11 protein-coding genes, 1 tRNA gene and 1 pseudogene are annotated in these 16,890 nt (G+C 65.9%); 3 read left to right on the forward strand and 10 right to left on the reverse strand.

Translation table 11 applies throughout. The features are described from left to right. The first annotated feature begins 13 nt into the window (after window positions 1-13). A complete protein-coding gene (locus ABIB45_RS14525; RefSeq protein WP_354216564.1) occupies window positions 14-1,048 on the forward strand; it encodes an EamA family transporter in 1,035 nt (344 codons plus the stop codon). A gap of 592 nt (window positions 1,049-1,640) precedes the next feature. Here ABIB45_RS14525 and ABIB45_RS14530 read toward each other — a convergent pair. From ABIB45_RS14530 to ABIB45_RS14550, 5 genes are all read right to left on the reverse strand, one after another. After that, the gene (locus ABIB45_RS14530; protein ID WP_354216565.1) at window positions 1,641-2,381 is read right to left on the reverse strand and encodes a TetR/AcrR family transcriptional regulator; all 741 of its coding nucleotides are present in this window, start codon (window positions 2,379-2,381) and stop codon (window positions 1,641-1,643) included. After that, window positions 2,378-4,399, reverse strand: coding sequence for a YhgE/Pip family protein (locus ABIB45_RS14535; RefSeq protein ID WP_354216566.1), 2,022 nt, complete (start codon window positions 4,397-4,399; stop codon window positions 2,378-2,380). The genes ABIB45_RS14530 and ABIB45_RS14535 overlap by 4 nt, the downstream gene beginning before the upstream one ends. Next, on the reverse strand, window positions 4,396-5,127 hold the full coding sequence (locus tag ABIB45_RS14540; protein WP_354216611.1) for an ABC transporter ATP-binding protein: 732 nt from the start codon (window positions 5,125-5,127) through the stop codon (window positions 4,396-4,398). Before ABIB45_RS14540 ends, ABIB45_RS14535 begins: the two co-directional genes overlap by 4 nt. A gap of 70 nt (window positions 5,128-5,197) precedes the next feature. After that, window positions 5,198-6,667: a dihydrolipoyl dehydrogenase family protein gene (locus ABIB45_RS14545; protein WP_354216567.1), complete on the reverse strand. Its 1,470-nt coding sequence runs from the start codon at window positions 6,665-6,667 to the stop codon at window positions 5,198-5,200. A 108-nt stretch (window positions 6,668-6,775) separates the two neighbouring features. After that, a tRNA-Arg gene (locus tag ABIB45_RS14550) sits at window positions 6,776-6,849 on the reverse strand. Window positions 6,850-7,124: 275 nt separating this feature from the next. On the opposite strand from ABIB45_RS14550, the gene ABIB45_RS14555 reads away from it, so the two are divergent. Beyond that, a complete protein-coding gene (locus ABIB45_RS14555; RefSeq protein ID WP_354216612.1) occupies window positions 7,125-8,951 on the forward strand; it encodes a phosphoenolpyruvate carboxykinase (GTP) in 1,827 nt (608 codons plus the stop codon). Between the two features lie 160 nt (window positions 8,952-9,111). On the opposite strand, the gene ABIB45_RS14560 is transcribed toward ABIB45_RS14555, so the two are convergent. From ABIB45_RS14560 to ABIB45_RS14575, 4 genes are all read right to left on the reverse strand, one after another. After that, the gene (locus ABIB45_RS14560) at window positions 9,112-10,272 is read right to left on the reverse strand and encodes a globin domain-containing protein (RefSeq protein WP_354216568.1); all 1,161 of its coding nucleotides are present in this window, start codon (window positions 10,270-10,272) and stop codon (window positions 9,112-9,114) included. 215 nt (window positions 10,273-10,487) lie between these two features. After that, the gene (locus ABIB45_RS14565) at window positions 10,488-10,937 is read right to left on the reverse strand and encodes an RrF2 family transcriptional regulator (RefSeq protein ID WP_354216569.1); all 450 of its coding nucleotides are present in this window, start codon (window positions 10,935-10,937) and stop codon (window positions 10,488-10,490) included. 16 nt (window positions 10,938-10,953) lie between these two features. Further along, the gene (locus tag ABIB45_RS14570) at window positions 10,954-11,463 is read right to left on the reverse strand and encodes a hypothetical protein (protein WP_354216570.1); all 510 of its coding nucleotides are present in this window, start codon (window positions 11,461-11,463) and stop codon (window positions 10,954-10,956) included. Continuing rightward, window positions 11,450-12,868, reverse strand: a complete 1,419-nt coding sequence (locus tag ABIB45_RS14575) for a phosphomannomutase/phosphoglucomutase (RefSeq protein WP_354216571.1) — start codon at window positions 12,866-12,868, stop codon at window positions 11,450-11,452. The genes ABIB45_RS14570 and ABIB45_RS14575 overlap by 14 nt, the downstream gene beginning before the upstream one ends. Before the next feature lie 161 nt (window positions 12,869-13,029). Here ABIB45_RS14575 and ABIB45_RS14580 point away from each other — a divergent pair, with 161 nt between their 5' ends. Next, window positions 13,030-15,210, forward strand: coding sequence for a RecQ family ATP-dependent DNA helicase (locus ABIB45_RS14580; protein ID WP_354216572.1), 2,181 nt, complete (start codon window positions 13,030-13,032; stop codon window positions 15,208-15,210). On the opposite strand, the pseudogene ABIB45_RS14585 reads toward ABIB45_RS14580, so the two are convergent. Further along, window positions 15,134-16,733: pseudogene (locus ABIB45_RS14585) on the reverse strand (MFS transporter). The gene ABIB45_RS14580 and the pseudogene ABIB45_RS14585 sit on opposite strands and share 77 nt — an antisense overlap. Between the last annotated feature and the right edge of the window lie 157 nt (window positions 16,734-16,890).

Here is a 16,890-nt window from a genome sequence, read left to right on the forward strand (position 1 = left end):
TCAGAGTTGAACGGTGAACCTCCGACACTCCCTCCTGGCACTGCTGGTCGCCGTTCTCTGGGGCCTGAACTTCGTGGCCATCGACATGGGACTGCACACGGACAGCCGTGAGGTGCCGCCACTGCTGTTCGTGGCCATGCGGTTCGTCCTGGTGGTGTTCCCCTTAGTCTTCTTCATCCGGAAGCCGGACGTCAGCTGGAAGGCGATTATCGGCGTCGGGCTCTTTATGAGTGCCGGCCAGTTTGGCCTCCTGTATTTGGCCATGGCCCTGGGCATGCCGGCCGGCCTCGCCTCCTTGGTCCTGCAGGCGCAGGTGCTGCTGACGGTTCTCCTGTCGGCCGGTTTCCTGGGGGAGCGGCCCAGCCGAAGCCAGTTGTTCGGCGTTGTTCTCGGCGTTGCCGGCCTGGCCGTGGTGGCCGTGGGCCGCAGTGCCGTGGCACCCACACTGCCGCTGATCATCGTGCTGGGCGCGGCGCTGTCCTGGGCTGCCGGAAACGTCATCGCCCGCCAGGCCAAGGCCGCGTCAGGGCTGGGACTGGTGGTCTGGTCCGGTGCCGTGGTGCCGCTGCCCCTCGCCGGACTTTCATTCCTGGTGGACGGCCCGGATGCCGTGCTCGGCACGCTGGCCGACCTTCAGCCGGTCACCATGGTCAGTGCGCTGTACACCGCCATTTTCGGATCGCTGGTGGGGTACGGAATCTGGAACAGGCTGCTTGCCCGGTATCCGTCGTCGGCCGTGGTTCCCTTCACGTTGCTGGTCCCCGTGGTGGGGATGAGCGCCGCATGGCTGATCCTCGCGGAGGTGCCGACGCCGGCTGAACTGGCTGGCGGGGCGCTCCTGCTGGGAGGGGTGGCGACGGCGGTGGTCGCCGGTGGCGGGAAGCAGCGTCAGCGCCGGGATGCCGTCTTGGCGCCGGACTTGGGTGCTGGTTTGGGTGCCGTCTTACGGACCGGTGCAGCGGACGACGACGGCGGCTTGGCTCCCACTGCTGGTACCCGTGCCGCCGCCGGCAGCCGGGCCGGTGCGCGCGAGCCGGAGGCGCGCTGAGCGGTTGAGCCGGAACTGGTACCGTGCTGGGCGGCACTGCCAGTGGCGGCAGCACTCCGGGTTGCCGCGCCCCGGCCCGCTGGCTTCCGTGCGGCCGCACCCCGGGTTGCCGGCCGGCGGCTCGCTGGCGAGGGTTTGTGTCCCCCAGCCACCAGACGTCCCCCGGCCGCGAGCCGTTTTCCCGAAGGCCACACCACACCCAGGGACAGAACCAGCACCGTGGCAACGGCTGACGCGGCGGCCCAGAAGAAGTAGTTGTCCGGATCGTCGGTGGGGAGCGGTGTACCCACGATCGTCGACTGATCCGCGAACCCAAGCTCCCATGTACTAAGGAAAGCCAGGAAAAAGGCATTGGTCAGGCTGCTGCCCACGCCGGTGGCCAGCAGGGCAAGGTGCCGGCGACGCCCCAACAGTTCAGCCACCGCGGCGACGTAGGCCACAGCTGCTAGCCCCAGGAAGGTGACCGTCACGGCTTCCTCGAGCGTGATGGCCGTAAGCACCAGCATGCCCAGGGCGGCGACGGCCGTGATCAAGGCGAACTTCCCGCTGATACCTATGTGGCGCATGGGATCAATCATCCCTGAGGGCGGAGTTACTTCAGGACGTAGCCGCGCATAATGGCCATGATAGCTGCAACACTTTGGTCACGGCTCCGTTCGGGGTTATAGGTCTGGCGGTCCAGGCCCACCACAAAGCAGGCACCCAGGATCGCCGTCTCCAGACTGCCCTGCGAAATGGCTCGGTCCACAGGATAGGCGGCCGCCACGGACTCGACGGCGTCCCCGATCATGGCTAGGAGTTCGGCCCTGAGCACTGCAAAGGTGTCCCGCCAGACGCTGGGCGTGCGCCAGTTTTCGCTGACCCACAGCCGCGCGAAAGACGGATACTCAGCCATGAAGTCCATGGCCTGGCCGATCATCGCCTCCATCGCCACGAGCGGATCCAGTGCGGAATCACCGGAGGCCGCGGAGTTACCCGCAGCCGCGGGGTAACCCACAGCTGCTGGATCACCCGCAGCTGCTGGATCACCCGCAGCTGCTGGATCACCCGCAGCCCAGGGGCCAGCGGCAGCGCTCAGCAGGCGGGCTTTCAGGATGTCCACGCCATGCCGCAGCAACTGTGCGATCAGATCCGACTTGCTGCCGAAATTGTAATAGACAGTGCCCTTGGAGACACCAGCCGCGGCGGCGATCTCATCCACGGTGACGCCGGCGGTACCCCGCTCACCGATCAGGTCCATGGACGCGTCGAACAGCTTCTGGCGCGTGGCATTGGTCCGCGCAGGGCGAAGCTTCTTTTCAACCGGACCACGGTCCGGCATCACGGCGCTCATACCGCGATCTCAGGCTTGAGTGTCTTGAGCGTCCAGTATTTGTGCTTCCGGACGGCAAACGTGGACATTGCAGCGCCCAGCAACGTGTAGCCGAGCAGCCCCAGGACGGTGGGCACGATCATGGACAGGTCCGCGCCATAGATAAGGTGCCGCATGCCGGTGACCACGTAGCCCATGGGGAGGACCTCGTGCACCACGTGCAGGGGCTGCGGGGTGGTCTGCCACGGGAACGTGCCGCCCGAGGACACCAGCTGCAGCACCAGCAGGATCAGCACCACCAGCTTGCCGGGTGATCCCAGCAAGGCCACCACCCCCTGGATGATGGCGCTGAACGCCATGGCCGCGGCCAGCATGAAGAGCCACATCAGGACCGGATGCGCGGGGTTGAGTCCCAGCGCCAGGTTCACCACCAGGGTCAGGAGGGTAGCTTGGACAGCTGAAACCGCCAGGAACGGAAGCCAGCCGCCGACGGCGATTTTCCAGGCGCGGGCGTTCGACGCCAGGGCCCGCTGGGTGATGGGGCGCATGGCCTGGACCAGCATAAAGATGCCGATCCAGAGAGCGAGGGTCAGGAAGAATGGTGCCAGGCCGGCGCCGTAGGAATCCGCCTTGGCCTCGGAGACATTACTGACCGCAACGGGGTCGGCGATCACCTGCGCCAAGCTGTCCTTATGCGCATCGTCCGGGTTGGGCACCTGCCCGGCGCCCTTGGCAATTTCGTCCGCCAGCATCCTGGACCCGTCAGCGGCCGTGCGGGCACCCGCCTCAAGCTGCCCCGCACCGGCGTCGAGCGTTTTTGCCCCGTCCGCAAGACGCCCGGCGCCGTCGAGCGCACTTTGCTGGCCGGTGGCCAAGGTGGCCGCCCCGGTATGAAGCTGGTCCGCGCCCCCGGAGGCCTGGGCCACAGCGACTTTTAACGCGGGCGTGGCCGCGGCGAGCTGGGCGGCGCCCACGCTCACGGCCTCCGAGCCGTCTGCCAGCTGCTGGATCTGTGCGGCATCGGCCTGGATGGTGGTTTTCGCGGTGGCCACCGGGCTGGAAGCGGCTGCATCGTCGAACGCTTTCATCAGCTTTACCGCTGCCTCAGCGGTCAAACTCTGCAGCGCGGCAGCTTCAACCCGTGCCCGCATCCCCTGGTCCGCGGCATCCAGCTGGGTGGCAACGTTCTGCACCGTGGTCTCGAGCTGTGCGTTGCCCGCGGCCACCTTCGCCGCCCCGTTAGCCAGCGTCTGGGTGTCGGTGGGCAGCGTCGCGGTCTTGTCCTTTAGGACGGTGAGGCCACTGCTCAGCTGCCCGGCGCCCTCGGTCAGCCGGTTGGCGCCGTCACGCAATTTCAGTTGACCGTCATAGAGCTCCCCGGCCCCGGTGCTGAGCTCGGTGGTTCCCGCGTGCAGGGTGCCTGCTCCGTCGCGGAGCGCGGCGACGCCGTCGGCCAGCTGTCCGGCACCGTCGCCGGCCTTGAGCATCTGCGCATGGATGGTGCCGAAGCCGGTGAGGAGCTGGTTTGCCGTCTCTTCGCCCACCTCTTTGGCCACGGTGGTGTGGACGGCCGTGGTCAGTTTGTCCACGATGGTGCTCAGCAGGTAGTTGTTGGCGTCGTTCGTGGTGACGTTGAGCATCGCCTGGCTGGCGGAATCGAAGCTGCCGGGGGAGACCAGATTGGTGGAAAATTCTTTCGGGATCTTCAGCGCAAAGGCGTACTTGCCGTTGCTGACACCCGCATCCGCCTCTGCAGCGGTGGGGACCGGCTGCCAGTTGAAAACGTGGCCGTCGATCAGCCCGTCTGCTACTTTCCTACCCGCCTGGATGTCCGTTCCGTCCGAAGACGTGGCGCCGGCGTCTTCCACCACCAGGGCGGCGTCGATTTGGTCCAGGTTCCCGTATGGATTCCAGTTGGCATACAGGTACCCGGCGCCGTACAGCAGCGGCACCATGATCAGGGCCAGGAGGGTCAGCTTCGGCAGCAGTCCGCCGGTCATCCGCTTGAGTTCGGAACGGGCCAGCCGCAGCACTGTCACTTGGCATCCTCGGTTTCGAGTAGGAAGGCGTCTGTTTCGTCGTCGGCTGCTTCGTTCTCTGCCCCCGCGGGGTCATCGCTCTGCCCGGGCACGTCGTCCGGCTGCACCGCCGCGTTGCCGATTACGGCTGCCGGTCCGGTCCACGAGTCCGGGAGGGCAGTAACGGTAGCGACGACGGCGAGTGGCCGGCCGCCGTTGTACGCCAGCTCTTCAAGCCTCGGGAGCCAGTCCGCAGCGCTGGCACTGTGCCTGTCCGGGGAATCCACCACCAGGAGGTCCGTGTGCGGGTTGGCCAGCGCCAGGGCGGTCAGCAGCTCCATCCGCTTCCCGGCGGGCAGCTGTTCGGTCCAGAGATCCGCAATGTCCTCGAACCGGTTGACCTTGAGCCAGGGCTTGCTGAGGAGGGCGCCGCGGTAACGCCGGGGGACCAGGGCGAGGTCCTCTGTCACGAGGTCACGGACACTGAGGTGCTGCTCCGGTTCGTTCACGCCCGGGGCGTCAAGCAGCGCGCTGGCGAGCCGGAGGTTCTTGATCCGGGGGTTCCCGTACCAGGAAATCTGGCCGCCGGTGGGCTTCATGCGGCCGCTGATGGTCAAGGCCAACGCGGTCCGCTGGTCCTGCCGATCGGCTGCCACCAGGAGCAACTCGCCCCGGCTGGCGCGCAGAGAGGTGGGCGGAAGAAGATCGTCGCGCCGGCCTTTCACATGGATCTGCTGTACGGAGAGCAAGGGTGGCCTTTCGACGATGACTGTCTGCACCCCAGCCTAACCGAACTGACTGGTCAGTTCAAATAAAAGCCTACAGTCCGTACTTCTCCAGCAGCCGCAACCACACCTCACTAATGGTGGGAAACGACGGCACCGCATGCCACAGCCGATCAAGCGGGACCTCGCCCACTACGGCAATCGTGGCGGCGTGCAGGAGTTCGGCCACATCCGGACCTGCGAAAGTTGCGCCCAGGAGTACTCCACGGTCCTCGTCCACCACCAGTTGTGCCCAGCCTTCGTAGTGTTCTGAATGCAGGGACGACCCCGAGACCTCGATGGGCAGTTCCACCGAGGACGCGTTGTAGCCGTCCTCCCTGGCCTGCTCCACTGTCCGTCCCACGGTAGCCAGTTCCGGGTCGGTGAACACCACACTGGGCACGGCATGCTGGTTGGCGGTCTGGGCGTAGCGGCTCCACGCTTCCGGGGCGCCCTGCAATTCACCCTTTGCCCGGGCGGCGATGGCGTCACCGGTGGCCCGGGCCTCATACTTGCCCTGGTGCGTGAAATAGTGCTTGCCGGCGGCGTCTCCCACGGCGTAGAGCCAAGGTTCTTCGCCCGGGGTGCCGTGGACTAGGCCGGTTGTGTCGGTGGTGATTTTGACGGGCTGTCCGTCCTGCGTTCCGAAGCCCACGCTTTCCAGGCCGAGGCCCTCGAGGGCGGGATGCCTGCCGGTGGAGACCAGGACCTTGTTTGCCGTTACGGTGCTTGGGCCGCCCAGAGTCTGATCGTGCAGGGTCAGGGTGAACGTGCCGTCGTCGTTCCCCTGGATGGCTTGCGTGGCCGTGTTGAGGCGGATCTCTACCCCGTCCGCACGGAGTCCTGCCTCCACAAGTTTGCTGGCTTCGGCCGGGAAGCTGGCCAGAAGTCCGCTCCTGGCCACGAGCGTCACGTCCGCGCCCAGGCGGGCGAATGCCTGTGCCAGTTCAGTGCCGGCCACGCCGCCGCCGAGGACAGCCAGCCGTTCCGGGATTTCCCTCGCCGACGTGGCTTCCCGGGTGCCCCAGACCTGGAGATCGGCCAGGCCGGGGATGGGCGGTTTGTTGGGCGTGGAGCCGGTGGCCAGAACTACGGCGTGGCGGGCCTCGAGCCGGTAGGTGTTGCCGTCGAGTCCGGCTACTTCCACAGCGCGGTGCCCGGTGAGCCAGCCGTGGCCTCGGATGAGTTCGATCCCGGTGTCTTCCAGCCACTTGACTTGGCTGTCGTCCTGCCAGTTCGAGGTGAAGTAGTCCCGGCGCTTGAGGACTGCCGCCGCATCCAGTGTGCGCGTGACCGCTTCTTCGGCGCCGGGGACGGTCTGTGCCCCGTGCAGGGCGGTACCGGCACGGAGCAGCACCTTTGATGGCATGCAGGCCCAGTAGGAGCACTCGCCGCCCACCAGTTCGGCCTCGACAACCACGCAGGTGAGCCCACCCTGGATCACCCGGTCCGCCACGTTTTCGCCCACGGCGCCTGCGCCGATCACAACGACATCAAATTCGCTTTCCAGGGCTTGGGGCGTCATTTCTCCAGCCTACGCCCGGCTTCCTGCGGCCGGGAGCGCAGATTGCCTGCCTAATTGAGCTTAAAACAAAAGGTCCGCACCGGCGAACCGGTGCGGACCTTCATTCTGTGCGCCCAGAGGGATTCGAACCCCCGGCCTTCTGTTCCGTAGACAGACGCTCTATCCAGCTGAGCTATGGGCGCATATTCTGTTTCGCGGAGCATCTCGCTCCCCGAACCTCGAATTACTTTACGCGAGTGAGGGCCCCGCTGCCAAATCGAGGAGAGTGTAATATAGCTGACTAGACCGGTCTAGGTGACCTTCGTCACTTAATTCGGGAAAGGTGCCCAGTGTTTCCTTGAATTTGAGCGGTTTACTGCCCCTACGAGCAGAAACGTGCACTCTTGGCGCTGCCTAGGACCCCCGGTCGGCCAATAACATTTAGGACACACCGATGAACCCGAGGAAGGGAACCGCAATGGGCGATCTGGCGCAAAAGCCGCTGCTTGAGAAAGCACCCACCACGCATGCAGCACTGCTGGCATGGGTCGAAGAGGTTGCTGAGCTTACGCAGCCGGACCGTATCCACTGGGTTGACGGGTCCGAAGCGGAGAACAGTCGCCTCACGGACGAGCTCGTAGCTGCGGGCACACTGAAGCGGCTGAACCCGGACACGTTCCCGAATTCATTCGCCGCGTTTTCCGATCCTGCCGACGTTGCCCGGGTCGAAGAGCAGACCTTCATCTGCTCCGAAAAGGAACGCGACGCCGGCTTCACCAATAACTGGATGGCCCCGGCTGACATGAAGCAGAAGCTGCGTAGCCTGTTCGCCGGCTCCATGCGCGGCCGCACCATGTACGTCATCCCGTTTGTGATGGGCCACCTTGACGCCGAGGATCCCAAGTTCGGCGTCGAAATCACCGACAGTGCCTACGTGGTCGCGTCGATGCGCATCATGGCACGCATCGGCACCGACGTCCTGGACCGCATCACGGAGACCAGCGCGTTCTTCGTGCCAGCACTGCATTCCCTGGGCGCACCGCTCGCCGCCGATCAGACCGACGTGCCGTGGCCGTGCAACCCGGACAAGTGGATTGTCCACTTCCCGGAAGAGCGTTCCATCTGGTCCTTCGGCTCCGGCTACGGCGGAAACGCGCTGCTGGGCAAGAAGTGCTACGCCCTCCGCATCGCGTCCGTCATGGCCCGCGACGAAGGCTGGCTGGCTGAGCACATGCTCATCCTGAAGCTGACCTCGCCGGCGCAGAAGACGTACTACGTCTCTGCTGCCTTCCCGTCCGCCTGTGGCAAGACGAACCTTGCGCTGCTCGATCCCACCATTGAGGGCTGGAAGGTGGAGACCCTGGGTGATGACATCACCTGGATGCGCTTCGGCAAAGAAGGCGAGCTCCGCGCCGTCAACCCCGAGGCCGGCCTCTTCGGCGTGGCACCGGGCACCGGCTGGGGCACTAACCCCAACGCCATGCGCGCCATCGCCAAGGGCAACAGCATCTTCACTAACGTTGCCCTGACCGACGACGGCGGCGTGTGGTGGGAGGGCATGACCGAGGAAGTGCCTGCCCACCTCACCGACTGGCAGGGCAACTCCTGGACGCCGGATTCGGACAAGCCTGCGGCCCACCCGAACTCACGGTTCTGCACGCCCATCGACCAGATCGACATGCTGGCCGAGGAATACCACAGCCCGGACGGTGTGGAGCTCTCCGCGATCCTCTTTGGCGGCCGCCGCAAGACCACCATCCCCCTGGTGACCGAGGCGCGCAGCTGGTCCAACGGCATCTTCATGGGTTCCACGCTGTCCTCCGAGACTACGGCCGCAGCAGCGGGCGCAGTTGGTGTGGTCCGCCGCGACCCCATGGCCATGCTGCCCTTCATGGGCTACGACGCCGGCGACTACCTGAACCACTGGGTGAACCTGTCCGCAAAGGCCAACCCGGAGCGCCTGCCCAAAATTTTCCTGGTCAACTGGTTCCGCCGCACGGCCGAGGGCGGCTTCGCCTGGCCCGGCTTTGGCGATAACGCCCGTGTCCTGAAGTGGGCCATCGAGCGCCTCGAGGGCAAGGCTGACGCGGTCGAGACGCCCATCGGTTTTGTTCCGACCGGCGAGTCCATCGACCTCAAGGGCCTGGACATGACCCCGGCGCAGGTCGAGGCAGCAGTCCGCGTCGATCCGGAGGAGTGGGCCACCGAGCTGGCCTCCATCGAGGAATGGTTCGCCAACTTCGGCGAGTCGCTCCCCGAGGCTCTGCAGTCCGAGCTGGCAGGCCTGAAGGCCCGCCTGGGCTAGCATGTCAGGCACTTAGCGCAAAGTACGACGGCGGCCCCGCACCTTTTCAACGAAAGGTGCGGGGCCGCCGTCGTACGCTCCCCAAGGAGTTTTTGTCCAGATAATGCCGCCAAATGGCCGCATAAGGGGCGTTATCTGGACAAAAACTCGGAGGGGCGGGCTAGTTGGCGAGCCAAATGTCCGGACCGAAAACCTCGTAGTGGATCCTGGTGGCGGGGATCCCTGCGTTGATGGCTTCGTTGCGGATGTGCTTCATGAACGGCAGGGGCCCGCAGAGGTACAGCGAAGCGTCGGCGGGGAGGTCCACCTCGCGCAGGGACATAAACCCTTCCTTCGCACCCGGGACCGGCTGCTCCAGCCAGAGCTGCAGGTCGGCACCCGCGAGACGGTCGACGTCGTCGATCATCTGGCCGCGCAGCGCCCAGCTTTCCAAGGTGCTTTCCGCGTGCAGAACCAGTACTTGCCGCCCTGAACCCGCTTCGGCGAGGGAGCGCAGGATGGACGCCGTGGGAGTGCAGCCAATGCCGGCGGAGGCCAGGACCACCGGACCCTCACCCTCCTTGAGGGTGATTTCGCCGTAAGGATTGGAGATCTCCAGGATGTCGCCAAGCTCGACGCCGTTGTGCAGCACCGGGGAGACCTCACCGCCGTCGTTGAGCTTGGTGGTGAAGGTACGGCTGGTGCCGGCGTCGTCGGACAGGGAGTACTGGCGGACCTGGCGCAGACCGTCCGAAAGTTGGACTTTGACGCTGACGTACTGGCCTGGCAGGGCGGCCGTGATGGGAGTGTCGTCAGCCGGTTCCAGGGTGAAGGTCATGGCGCCGGTGCCGGCCAGGGTCTTGGCCGCAACCCGCCAAGGAGCCCACATTTTCCCGTTGGCCTGGGCTGCGTAGAGGCCCTTCTCAATCTTGATCAAGGCGTCTGCCATCAGCCAGTAGACCTCAGTCCAGGCCTCCGCGATTTCCGGCGTGATGACCTCGGCGAGGTCCTCGGCAATAGCCGCGAAGAGGTGCTCGTAGACAACCTGGTACTGGGGTTCGGTGATTCCCAGGGAGGCGTGCTTGTGGGCGATCCGGGAGAGCACGGTTTCCGGGAGGGTTCCCGGGTTGTTGACCAGGTGCGTGGCGAAGGCGGCGATGCTTCCGGCGAGTGCCTGCTGCTGGTCGCCCGAGCGCTGGTTGGAACGGCTGAATAGGCCATCGAGCAGTTCCGGGTGGGCGGCGAACAGCCGGGCATAGAACTTGGGGGTGATGGCGCCGATCCGGGAGCCGACGAGCGGCAGGGTGGCCTCAATGACAGGGCGGGATTTGTCCGAGAGCATGTGTACTCCTGAGGTAGGTGACCGGGGCCTTCGCACGGTCGGGCGAATACGTGCATTTCAAATACGTGTATTTATTCCTTATTTCTACACCTCGTAGAAATAGGAATCAAATCGGGTGCGTCATGGGCCGGAACGAGAGCGGACCAGGGCCGGACAGGAGCCTGATAAGGGCCGGAGAAGGGTGCTGGATACGGCCGCGGGCTGGCGGTTTCTGGCTAAAGGCCGGGCCGCAGGCCGATCATCTGGAAGGCGGGGCCCATCTGCGTACTTCCCGGCAATTCCGCCACAACCACCGTGTCGAGTTCCCGGTAGAAGGCCTCACGGGCGCGGGCGAGGGCTGCCCGGAGCTTGCACTCGTTGATCAGCGGGCAGGCGCCGCCCGGCCCAATACAGTCGGCGGCGTCGCTCCTGGTGTCCAGTTCGCGCAGAATCTGGCCCACAGTGGCGCGGCGGCCGGCCCGACTCAGCCGGGCGCCGCCCGTCCTGCCGCGCTCCACTTCGACCAGGCCAAGGCTCCGCAGCCTGGCCATGGCCTTGCTGACATGGTTGTAGGGCGTGGCTACGGCATCCGCGATGCTCTGCGTGGTCAGCAGCGTCGCGTCAGGAGCGGAGGCCAGCACCATGAGGGCACGTAGGCTGACATCTGAGAACGCATTAATTTTCATCCGGAGGGCCTGCGGTCTAGTCCATCCAGATGGAGGGCTCGTTGGTGTCAGCCGCGAGTTGGCCGAAGTTCCATTCGCGGGTTGCTGTGTTGGCAGCGTAGGGGAGGACCGCAGCGAAAACCGTTCCATCGCGATGTTCCGCGGCCACGTGGATGGCGTCAGAATCCTCCTCGACCAGCGTGATGTCGCAGACCAATGCGGCGGCCCGGAAGTCGGCCCGGTTTTGGCGGAGCACTTCGGTGAGGTCGCTGATCATGGCATCCGCATCGAAGTCGGCGTCGGAGCCTTCCCCGGGATCCGCGGGAGTCACGGCCATCAGGCGTACTTCGCCGTCGTTCTCCACCACCAACGCGAACGGCAGGAAGCCGCCGTTCCTCTGGAGCTGCTCCTGGGCAGCACCGATGCCGGTGCCCAGCAGGTTCTCCAGATCCGTGGCTGAGGCTTCCGGAACGGAATCCCGCCAGGAAGACACGGCCGCCGGGCTGTCCGCGGACTCGTTGGCCACGTGGGGCTTAGCGCCGGACATTGGCCAGCACGCGGTCGCGCACACGTTCCATCAACGGGCGGTCCGTGGCTTCCACGTTCAGCCGGAGGAACGGCTCAGTGTTGGAGGGGCGCAGGTTGAACCAGAAGCTGCCGTCGTTGGCCGTGAACGTGCTGCCGTCCATGGTGTCCACAGTGATGTCCTCGGCAGCAAAATCTGCGCGGACCCGGTCCACTGCTCCGGCCTTGTCCTCAATTTCGGAGTTGATTTCCCCGGAAGACACGTACGGCTCATACTCTCGGCCCAGCTCGGACAGCGGGCCGTCCTGCTCACCGAGCGCCGCGAGGACGTGCATGGCCGCGAGCATACCGGTGTCAGCATTCCAGAAGTCGCGGAAGTAGAAGTGGGCGGAGTGCTCGCCGCCGAAGACGGCACCTTCCTCGGCCATGACTGCCTTGATGAAGGAGTGGCCCACACGCGTGCGGACGGCGCGGCCGCCGTCGTGCTCCACCAGTTCCGGCACCGCGCGGGAGGTGAGCAGGTTGTGGATGATGGTGGGCGTCGACTCGCCCTGCCCCTGGGCTCGCGCGATTTCGCGGCGGGCCACCATGCCAGTGATGGCCGACGGCGAGACGGGCTCGCCCATTTCGTCGATGACGAAGCAGCGGTCGGCATCGCCGTCGAAAGCCAGGCCAATATCGGCTCCGTGCTTCACGACCGCGGCCTGCAGGTCGCGGAGGTTTTCCGGCTCGAGGGGGTTGGCCGGGTGGTTCGGGAAGGAGCCGTCCAGCTCGAAGTAGAGGGGGATGATCTCGAACGGGAGCTTGGGCAGGAGGGCGTTACCGAGGACGGCGGGGGTGGTGAGTCCGGCCATGCCGTTGCCAGCGTCCACCACCACCTTGAGCGGGCGGGACCCGGACAGGTCCACGAGCTCGCGGAGGTACTCGGAGTAGCCCTTCAGGACGTCGTGGACGCTGATCTGGCCACGCGTGGCGGCGGCCGGGATGGAACGGGTGTTCAGGTACTCCTCGGCGAGGGCCTGGATTTCCTTGAGGCCCGATTCGGAGGAAATGGGCTGCGCGCCGGCTTTGGCCATCTTGATGCCGTTGTATTCGGCGGGGTTGTGGCTGGCGGTGAAGGTGGCACCGGCTGCGTTGAGGTGGCCGCAGGCGTAGTAGAGCTCGTCGGTGGAGATGAGGTCCAGGAGTTTGACGTTGGCTCCGCGGGTGGCGGCGCCGTCTGCGAAGGCCTTGGCGAACTCGGGGGAGGAGGGACGCATGTCGCCGCCTACCAGGACGGTCTGACCATCCAGCTCGAGGACATCCACGAAGGCGGCCCCCACGGCTTCGACGATTTCGGCGGTAATGGAATCGCCCACGATGCCGCGGACGTCGTAGGCCTTGAAGGATGCCGAGAGGTCAAAAGTCTTTGTCTGTTCGCTAGTCACGGGTCTTATCTTACGTGGAACTGCACCGGTGCCTGTGGAGGGGGAGTGGGCGCCCGGCTATGTGACAGCTGGGTCCGGGTGTTGCCGCCGCGTGCGCCGGATTGTCCACATACCAAGCCCGCGGCCTAACGGGTGTCGGTGGGGGCTGGGATACTGAATCAATGGTCGATACCCAGAACGCCGCCCTTCTTTCCGCCTCTCCCGCTCCGCCGTCCACCACAAAAAGCCAGGCCCTGGCGGTCCTGCGGGAGCTCGTCGGCCATCCGGCGGCGGACTTCCACGATGGACAGTATGAAGCGATTGAGGCACTGGTCGACGGCGGCAGGCGCGCTTTGGTGGTGCAGCGTACCGGTTGGGGAAAATCGGCTGTGTACTTCGTCGCCTCTCTGCTGCTCCGGCGCCGCGGTGCCGGACCCACGCTGATCGTCTCGCCGCTGCTGGCACTGATGCGGGACCAGGTGGCCGCCGCTGCCCGCGCCGGCGTGCGGGCCGTGGCCATCAACTCGGCGAACCAGCTTGACTGGGACACCGTCCGGGAGCAGCTGGCCGCTGATGAAGTGGACGTCCTGCTTGTATCGCCGGAACGGCTCACCAACCCGTCCTTCCGTGAGAACCAACTGCCGGAGCTCATCCGGCGGACCGGCCTGCTGGTGATTGACGAGGCCCACTGCATCTCTGACTGGGGCCATGACTTCCGGCCGGATTACCGGCGCATCGCGGATCTGATCACGCAGTTGCCGGACTCGGTTCCTGTTCTGGCCACCACTGCGACGGCCAACTCCCGGGTGGTCCACGACATCGAGGAACAGCTCGGCGCAGGGGTCCTGACCATCCGCGGCACGCTGGGCCGCGATTCCCTGCGGCTGGGTGTCCTGGCATTGCCGGACTCACGCGAACGGCTGGGCTGGCTCCTGACTCACCTCGCTGAGCTGCCGGGCAGCGGGATCATCTACACCCTGACAGTTTCCGCCGCGGAGGACACCGCCCGGCTGCTCGCGGAGGCGGGGCATCACGTCCTGTCCTATACCGGCCGGACCGATCCCGCGGACCGGGAGCGTGCAGAGCAGTTGCTCAAGGACAACCAGGTCAAAGCACTCGTGGCAACGTCGGCGTTGGGCATGGGCTTCGACAAGCCGGACCTTGGCTTCGTGGTCCACCTCGGCGCACCGTCCTCCCCGGTGGCCTATTACCAGCAGGTAGGCCGTGCGGGCCGTGGCGCAGCCAACGCCGACGTGCTGTTGCTGCCGGGCTCCGAAGACCGCGATATCTGGCAGTACTTCGCGACGGCGTCCATGCCGTCGGAGGAGAAGGCTACCGCCGTGCTGACCGCCTTGGCCGACGCTGGCGGCGCAGTTTCCACGGTCGCCCTGGAAGCACGTGTTGACCTCCGGCGGACCCCGCTGGAGCTCCTCCTGAAGGTGCTGGCGGTGGACGGCGCGGTGGAGCGGGTCGGCGGCGGGTGGCGTTCCACCGGCCAGCCTTGGGTCTATGACGCCGAGCGCTACCGCAGGATCGCGGAAGCCAGGGTGGATGAGCAGGACTCCATGGTGATCTACCAGGACACTGCCGGGTGCCGGATGGAGTACATCACGTCGGTCCTGGATGACGAGACGGCACATGCCTGCGGCCGGTGCGATAACTGCGCGGGCCGCTGGTTCCCGGCAGACATTGCCGCCGACGCCACCGCGGCGGCGGGCCAGACCCTGCGCCGCGCCGGCGGCGTCCTGGAGGCGCGCCTGCAGTGGCCCAGCGGCATGGACCGTCTGGGTGTGCCGGTCAAGGGCAAGATCAAACCTGACGAAGGACTGGCGGACGGCCGCGTGCTGGCCCGGCTCACCGATCTCGGCTGGGGCGGGGCGCTGCGCGAACTTTTCGCCGCCGGTGCGCCCGACCGTCCGGTGGATCCTGCCATGCTGCAGGCCTGTGTTCAGGTCCTGCGCGAATGGGGCACGGGCGATGGCCGCAACCCGGGCTGGAGCGGTGCGGGAAGACCGGTCGCGATTGTCAGCATGCCCTCCCGGAGCAAGCCCGAACTGGTCCGGTCCCTGGCGCAGGGGATCTCGGAAATCGGCCGCATGCCTTACCTCGGCGAGTTGTCCCTTGGCCACGGCGGTCCTACGGGAAGCCGCGGAGGCAACAGCGCCTACCGGCTGGCGGGAGTGTGGGACAGATTGGTGGTGGGACCGGAACTGGAGGCAGCCATGGCTTCACTGCGTGGCCAGGGTGTGATGCTGATTGACGATCTTGTGGACAGCCGGTGGAGCGTTACCGTGGCTGGACGTGCCCTGCGCCAGGCGGGGGCGGGGGCTGTTCTTCCGCTGGTGCTTGGCCAGGCGGGCTGACTTCTCGGCTGTCTCGGTCGCCGGGACTGACGGCCGGGTCGCCGGGACTGACAACCGGTTCGCCGGGACTGACAACCGGTTCGCCCGGACGGCGCGGCTGGTCCGGACGGCTGACCTCTGCGCCGGCGTGCCCGTGCAGGGACAGGCTGTCTGCGGTGCTGAACAGCATCAAGACTGCCATGGTCAGGAAGGCGCCACGGAACGGTCCTGCCGCATCCGCGTCGAAGACTGCCACGCCGTCGAAAACCCGGATCAGCAGTGCACCGACGGCGATTCCCGAGCCGGCGGCCAGCTGAACCAGAGTCGCTGAGACAGAGTTGGCCGACGTGAGCTGGGCCGGCACGATGTCCGCATACTGCACCGAGGCATAGATAGGCCGAGAACCCGATGGAGCGGAAAGCGCCGCTGCATACCAGCAGAGCGAAGATCAGTGCCTGCGGTGTTTCCGGTGCGAGCAGGGCGCATAGTGCGAAGGTCACGGCGGAGGCCAGGGATCCCAAGACCAGCATGGCCCGGGAACCGAAACGGCGGATCAGCGGCGTCGTGGCCGGTTTGATGCCGATGTTGCCGATGAAGACGGCGGCCACCATGATTCCGGCGTGCAGCGGTGACCAGCCGAAACCGGTCTGGAACATCAGGGGCAGGAGAAATGGCACCGAACTGATGGTCAGGCGGTACACAAACCCGCCCGTGGCCATGGCCCGGAAGGTCCGGGTGGCAAAAACCGACAGAGCGAACAACGGGTTCTTGGCCCGTCGCATCCACAGCACGGCGCCTCCCAGGGCGGCCAGCCCGGCCACTGCGGAGAGTACGGCCCACGGCCCGTCTGGATGGGCGGTGGCCAGTTCCAGGCCGACCACCAGGGCACCGACTCCCATGGTGGTCAGGAGCAGCCCCAGCCAGTCCAATCGGCGGCCCGGATTTCCTGCAACGGCGGGCACGATGCGCAGTGCCGCGATGAACGCGGCTGCGCCCAGTGGCAGATTGATCAGGAAGATCCAGTGCCAGGAGAGATACGTGGTCAGGGCGCCGCCCACGAGTGGCGCCAGCACCGGTGCCAGCAGGGCCGGCCACACCAGGAATGCTGTGGCACGCAAGAGTTCCGACTTGGGTGTGCCGCGAAGTACCAGGAGCGTGCCCACCGGAACCATCATGGCTCCGGCCGCACCCTGAACGATCCGGCTCAACGTCAGCACCGTCAGGTCCGGGCTCATTGCGCAGGCAAGGGACGCGAGTGTGAACAGGGCAATCGCCAGGCAGAAAATTTTGCGTGCGCCCACCCTTTCGGCGAGCCAGCCACTCAGCGGGATGCCCATGGCCACGGTCATGAGGTACGCGGTCATGGTGATGTTCACATCGGCGGCGGGGACGCCGAAGTCGGCGGCGATGTTGGGGATGGCCGTGGTGAGCACCGCTCCGTCAAGGAATTCCATAAAGAGGGTGGACGCCACCAGCAGCGCGAGGCGCGGATTCCACGGCTGGCTTGAGCTGGTTTTGACGTCGGTGGTGTTGCTTGCTGGCATTGCACCATCCTGACATCGCTGAAACTAGGCAGCAGCTGATGTCGTAATGAGCCCTCAAAACGACATCAACTGCTACGTACCTGGGGAAGGAGAGCGAAAGCACCGGTACCTGGAAAGGCATGTGGCCCCTGAAATTCAACGGTTCCCGGGAACGCAA

Origin of the sequence: Arthrobacter sp. UYCo732 (assembly GCF_040547265.1) — a bacterium.
GTDB lineage: Bacteria > Actinomycetota > Actinomycetes > Actinomycetales > Micrococcaceae > Arthrobacter.

Excerpts from the sequence above, each read along its gene's own strand:
- ABIB45_RS14570 (WP_354216570.1), bottom strand. The coding sequence starts at position 11,463 with ATGTCCGGCGCTAAGCCCCACGTGGCCAACGAGTCCGCGGACAGCCCG.
- ABIB45_RS14560 (WP_354216568.1), bottom strand. The coding sequence starts at position 10,272 with ATGCTCTCGGACAAATCCCGCCCTGTCATTGAGGCCACCCTGCCGCTC.
- ABIB45_RS14580 (WP_354216572.1), top strand. The coding sequence starts at position 13,030 with ATGGTCGATACCCAGAACGCCGCCCTTCTTTCCGCCTCTCCCGCTCCG.
- ABIB45_RS14555 (WP_354216612.1), top strand. The coding sequence starts at position 7,125 with ATGGGCGATCTGGCGCAAAAGCCGCTGCTTGAGAAAGCACCCACCACG.
- ABIB45_RS14545 (WP_354216567.1), bottom strand. The coding sequence starts at position 6,667 with ATGACGCCCCAAGCCCTGGAAAGCGAATTTGATGTCGTTGTGATCGGC.
- ABIB45_RS14565 (WP_354216569.1), bottom strand. The coding sequence starts at position 10,937 with ATGAAAATTAATGCGTTCTCAGATGTCAGCCTACGTGCCCTCATGGTG.
- ABIB45_RS14530 (WP_354216565.1), bottom strand. The coding sequence starts at position 2,381 with ATGAGCGCCGTGATGCCGGACCGTGGTCCGGTTGAAAAGAAGCTTCGC.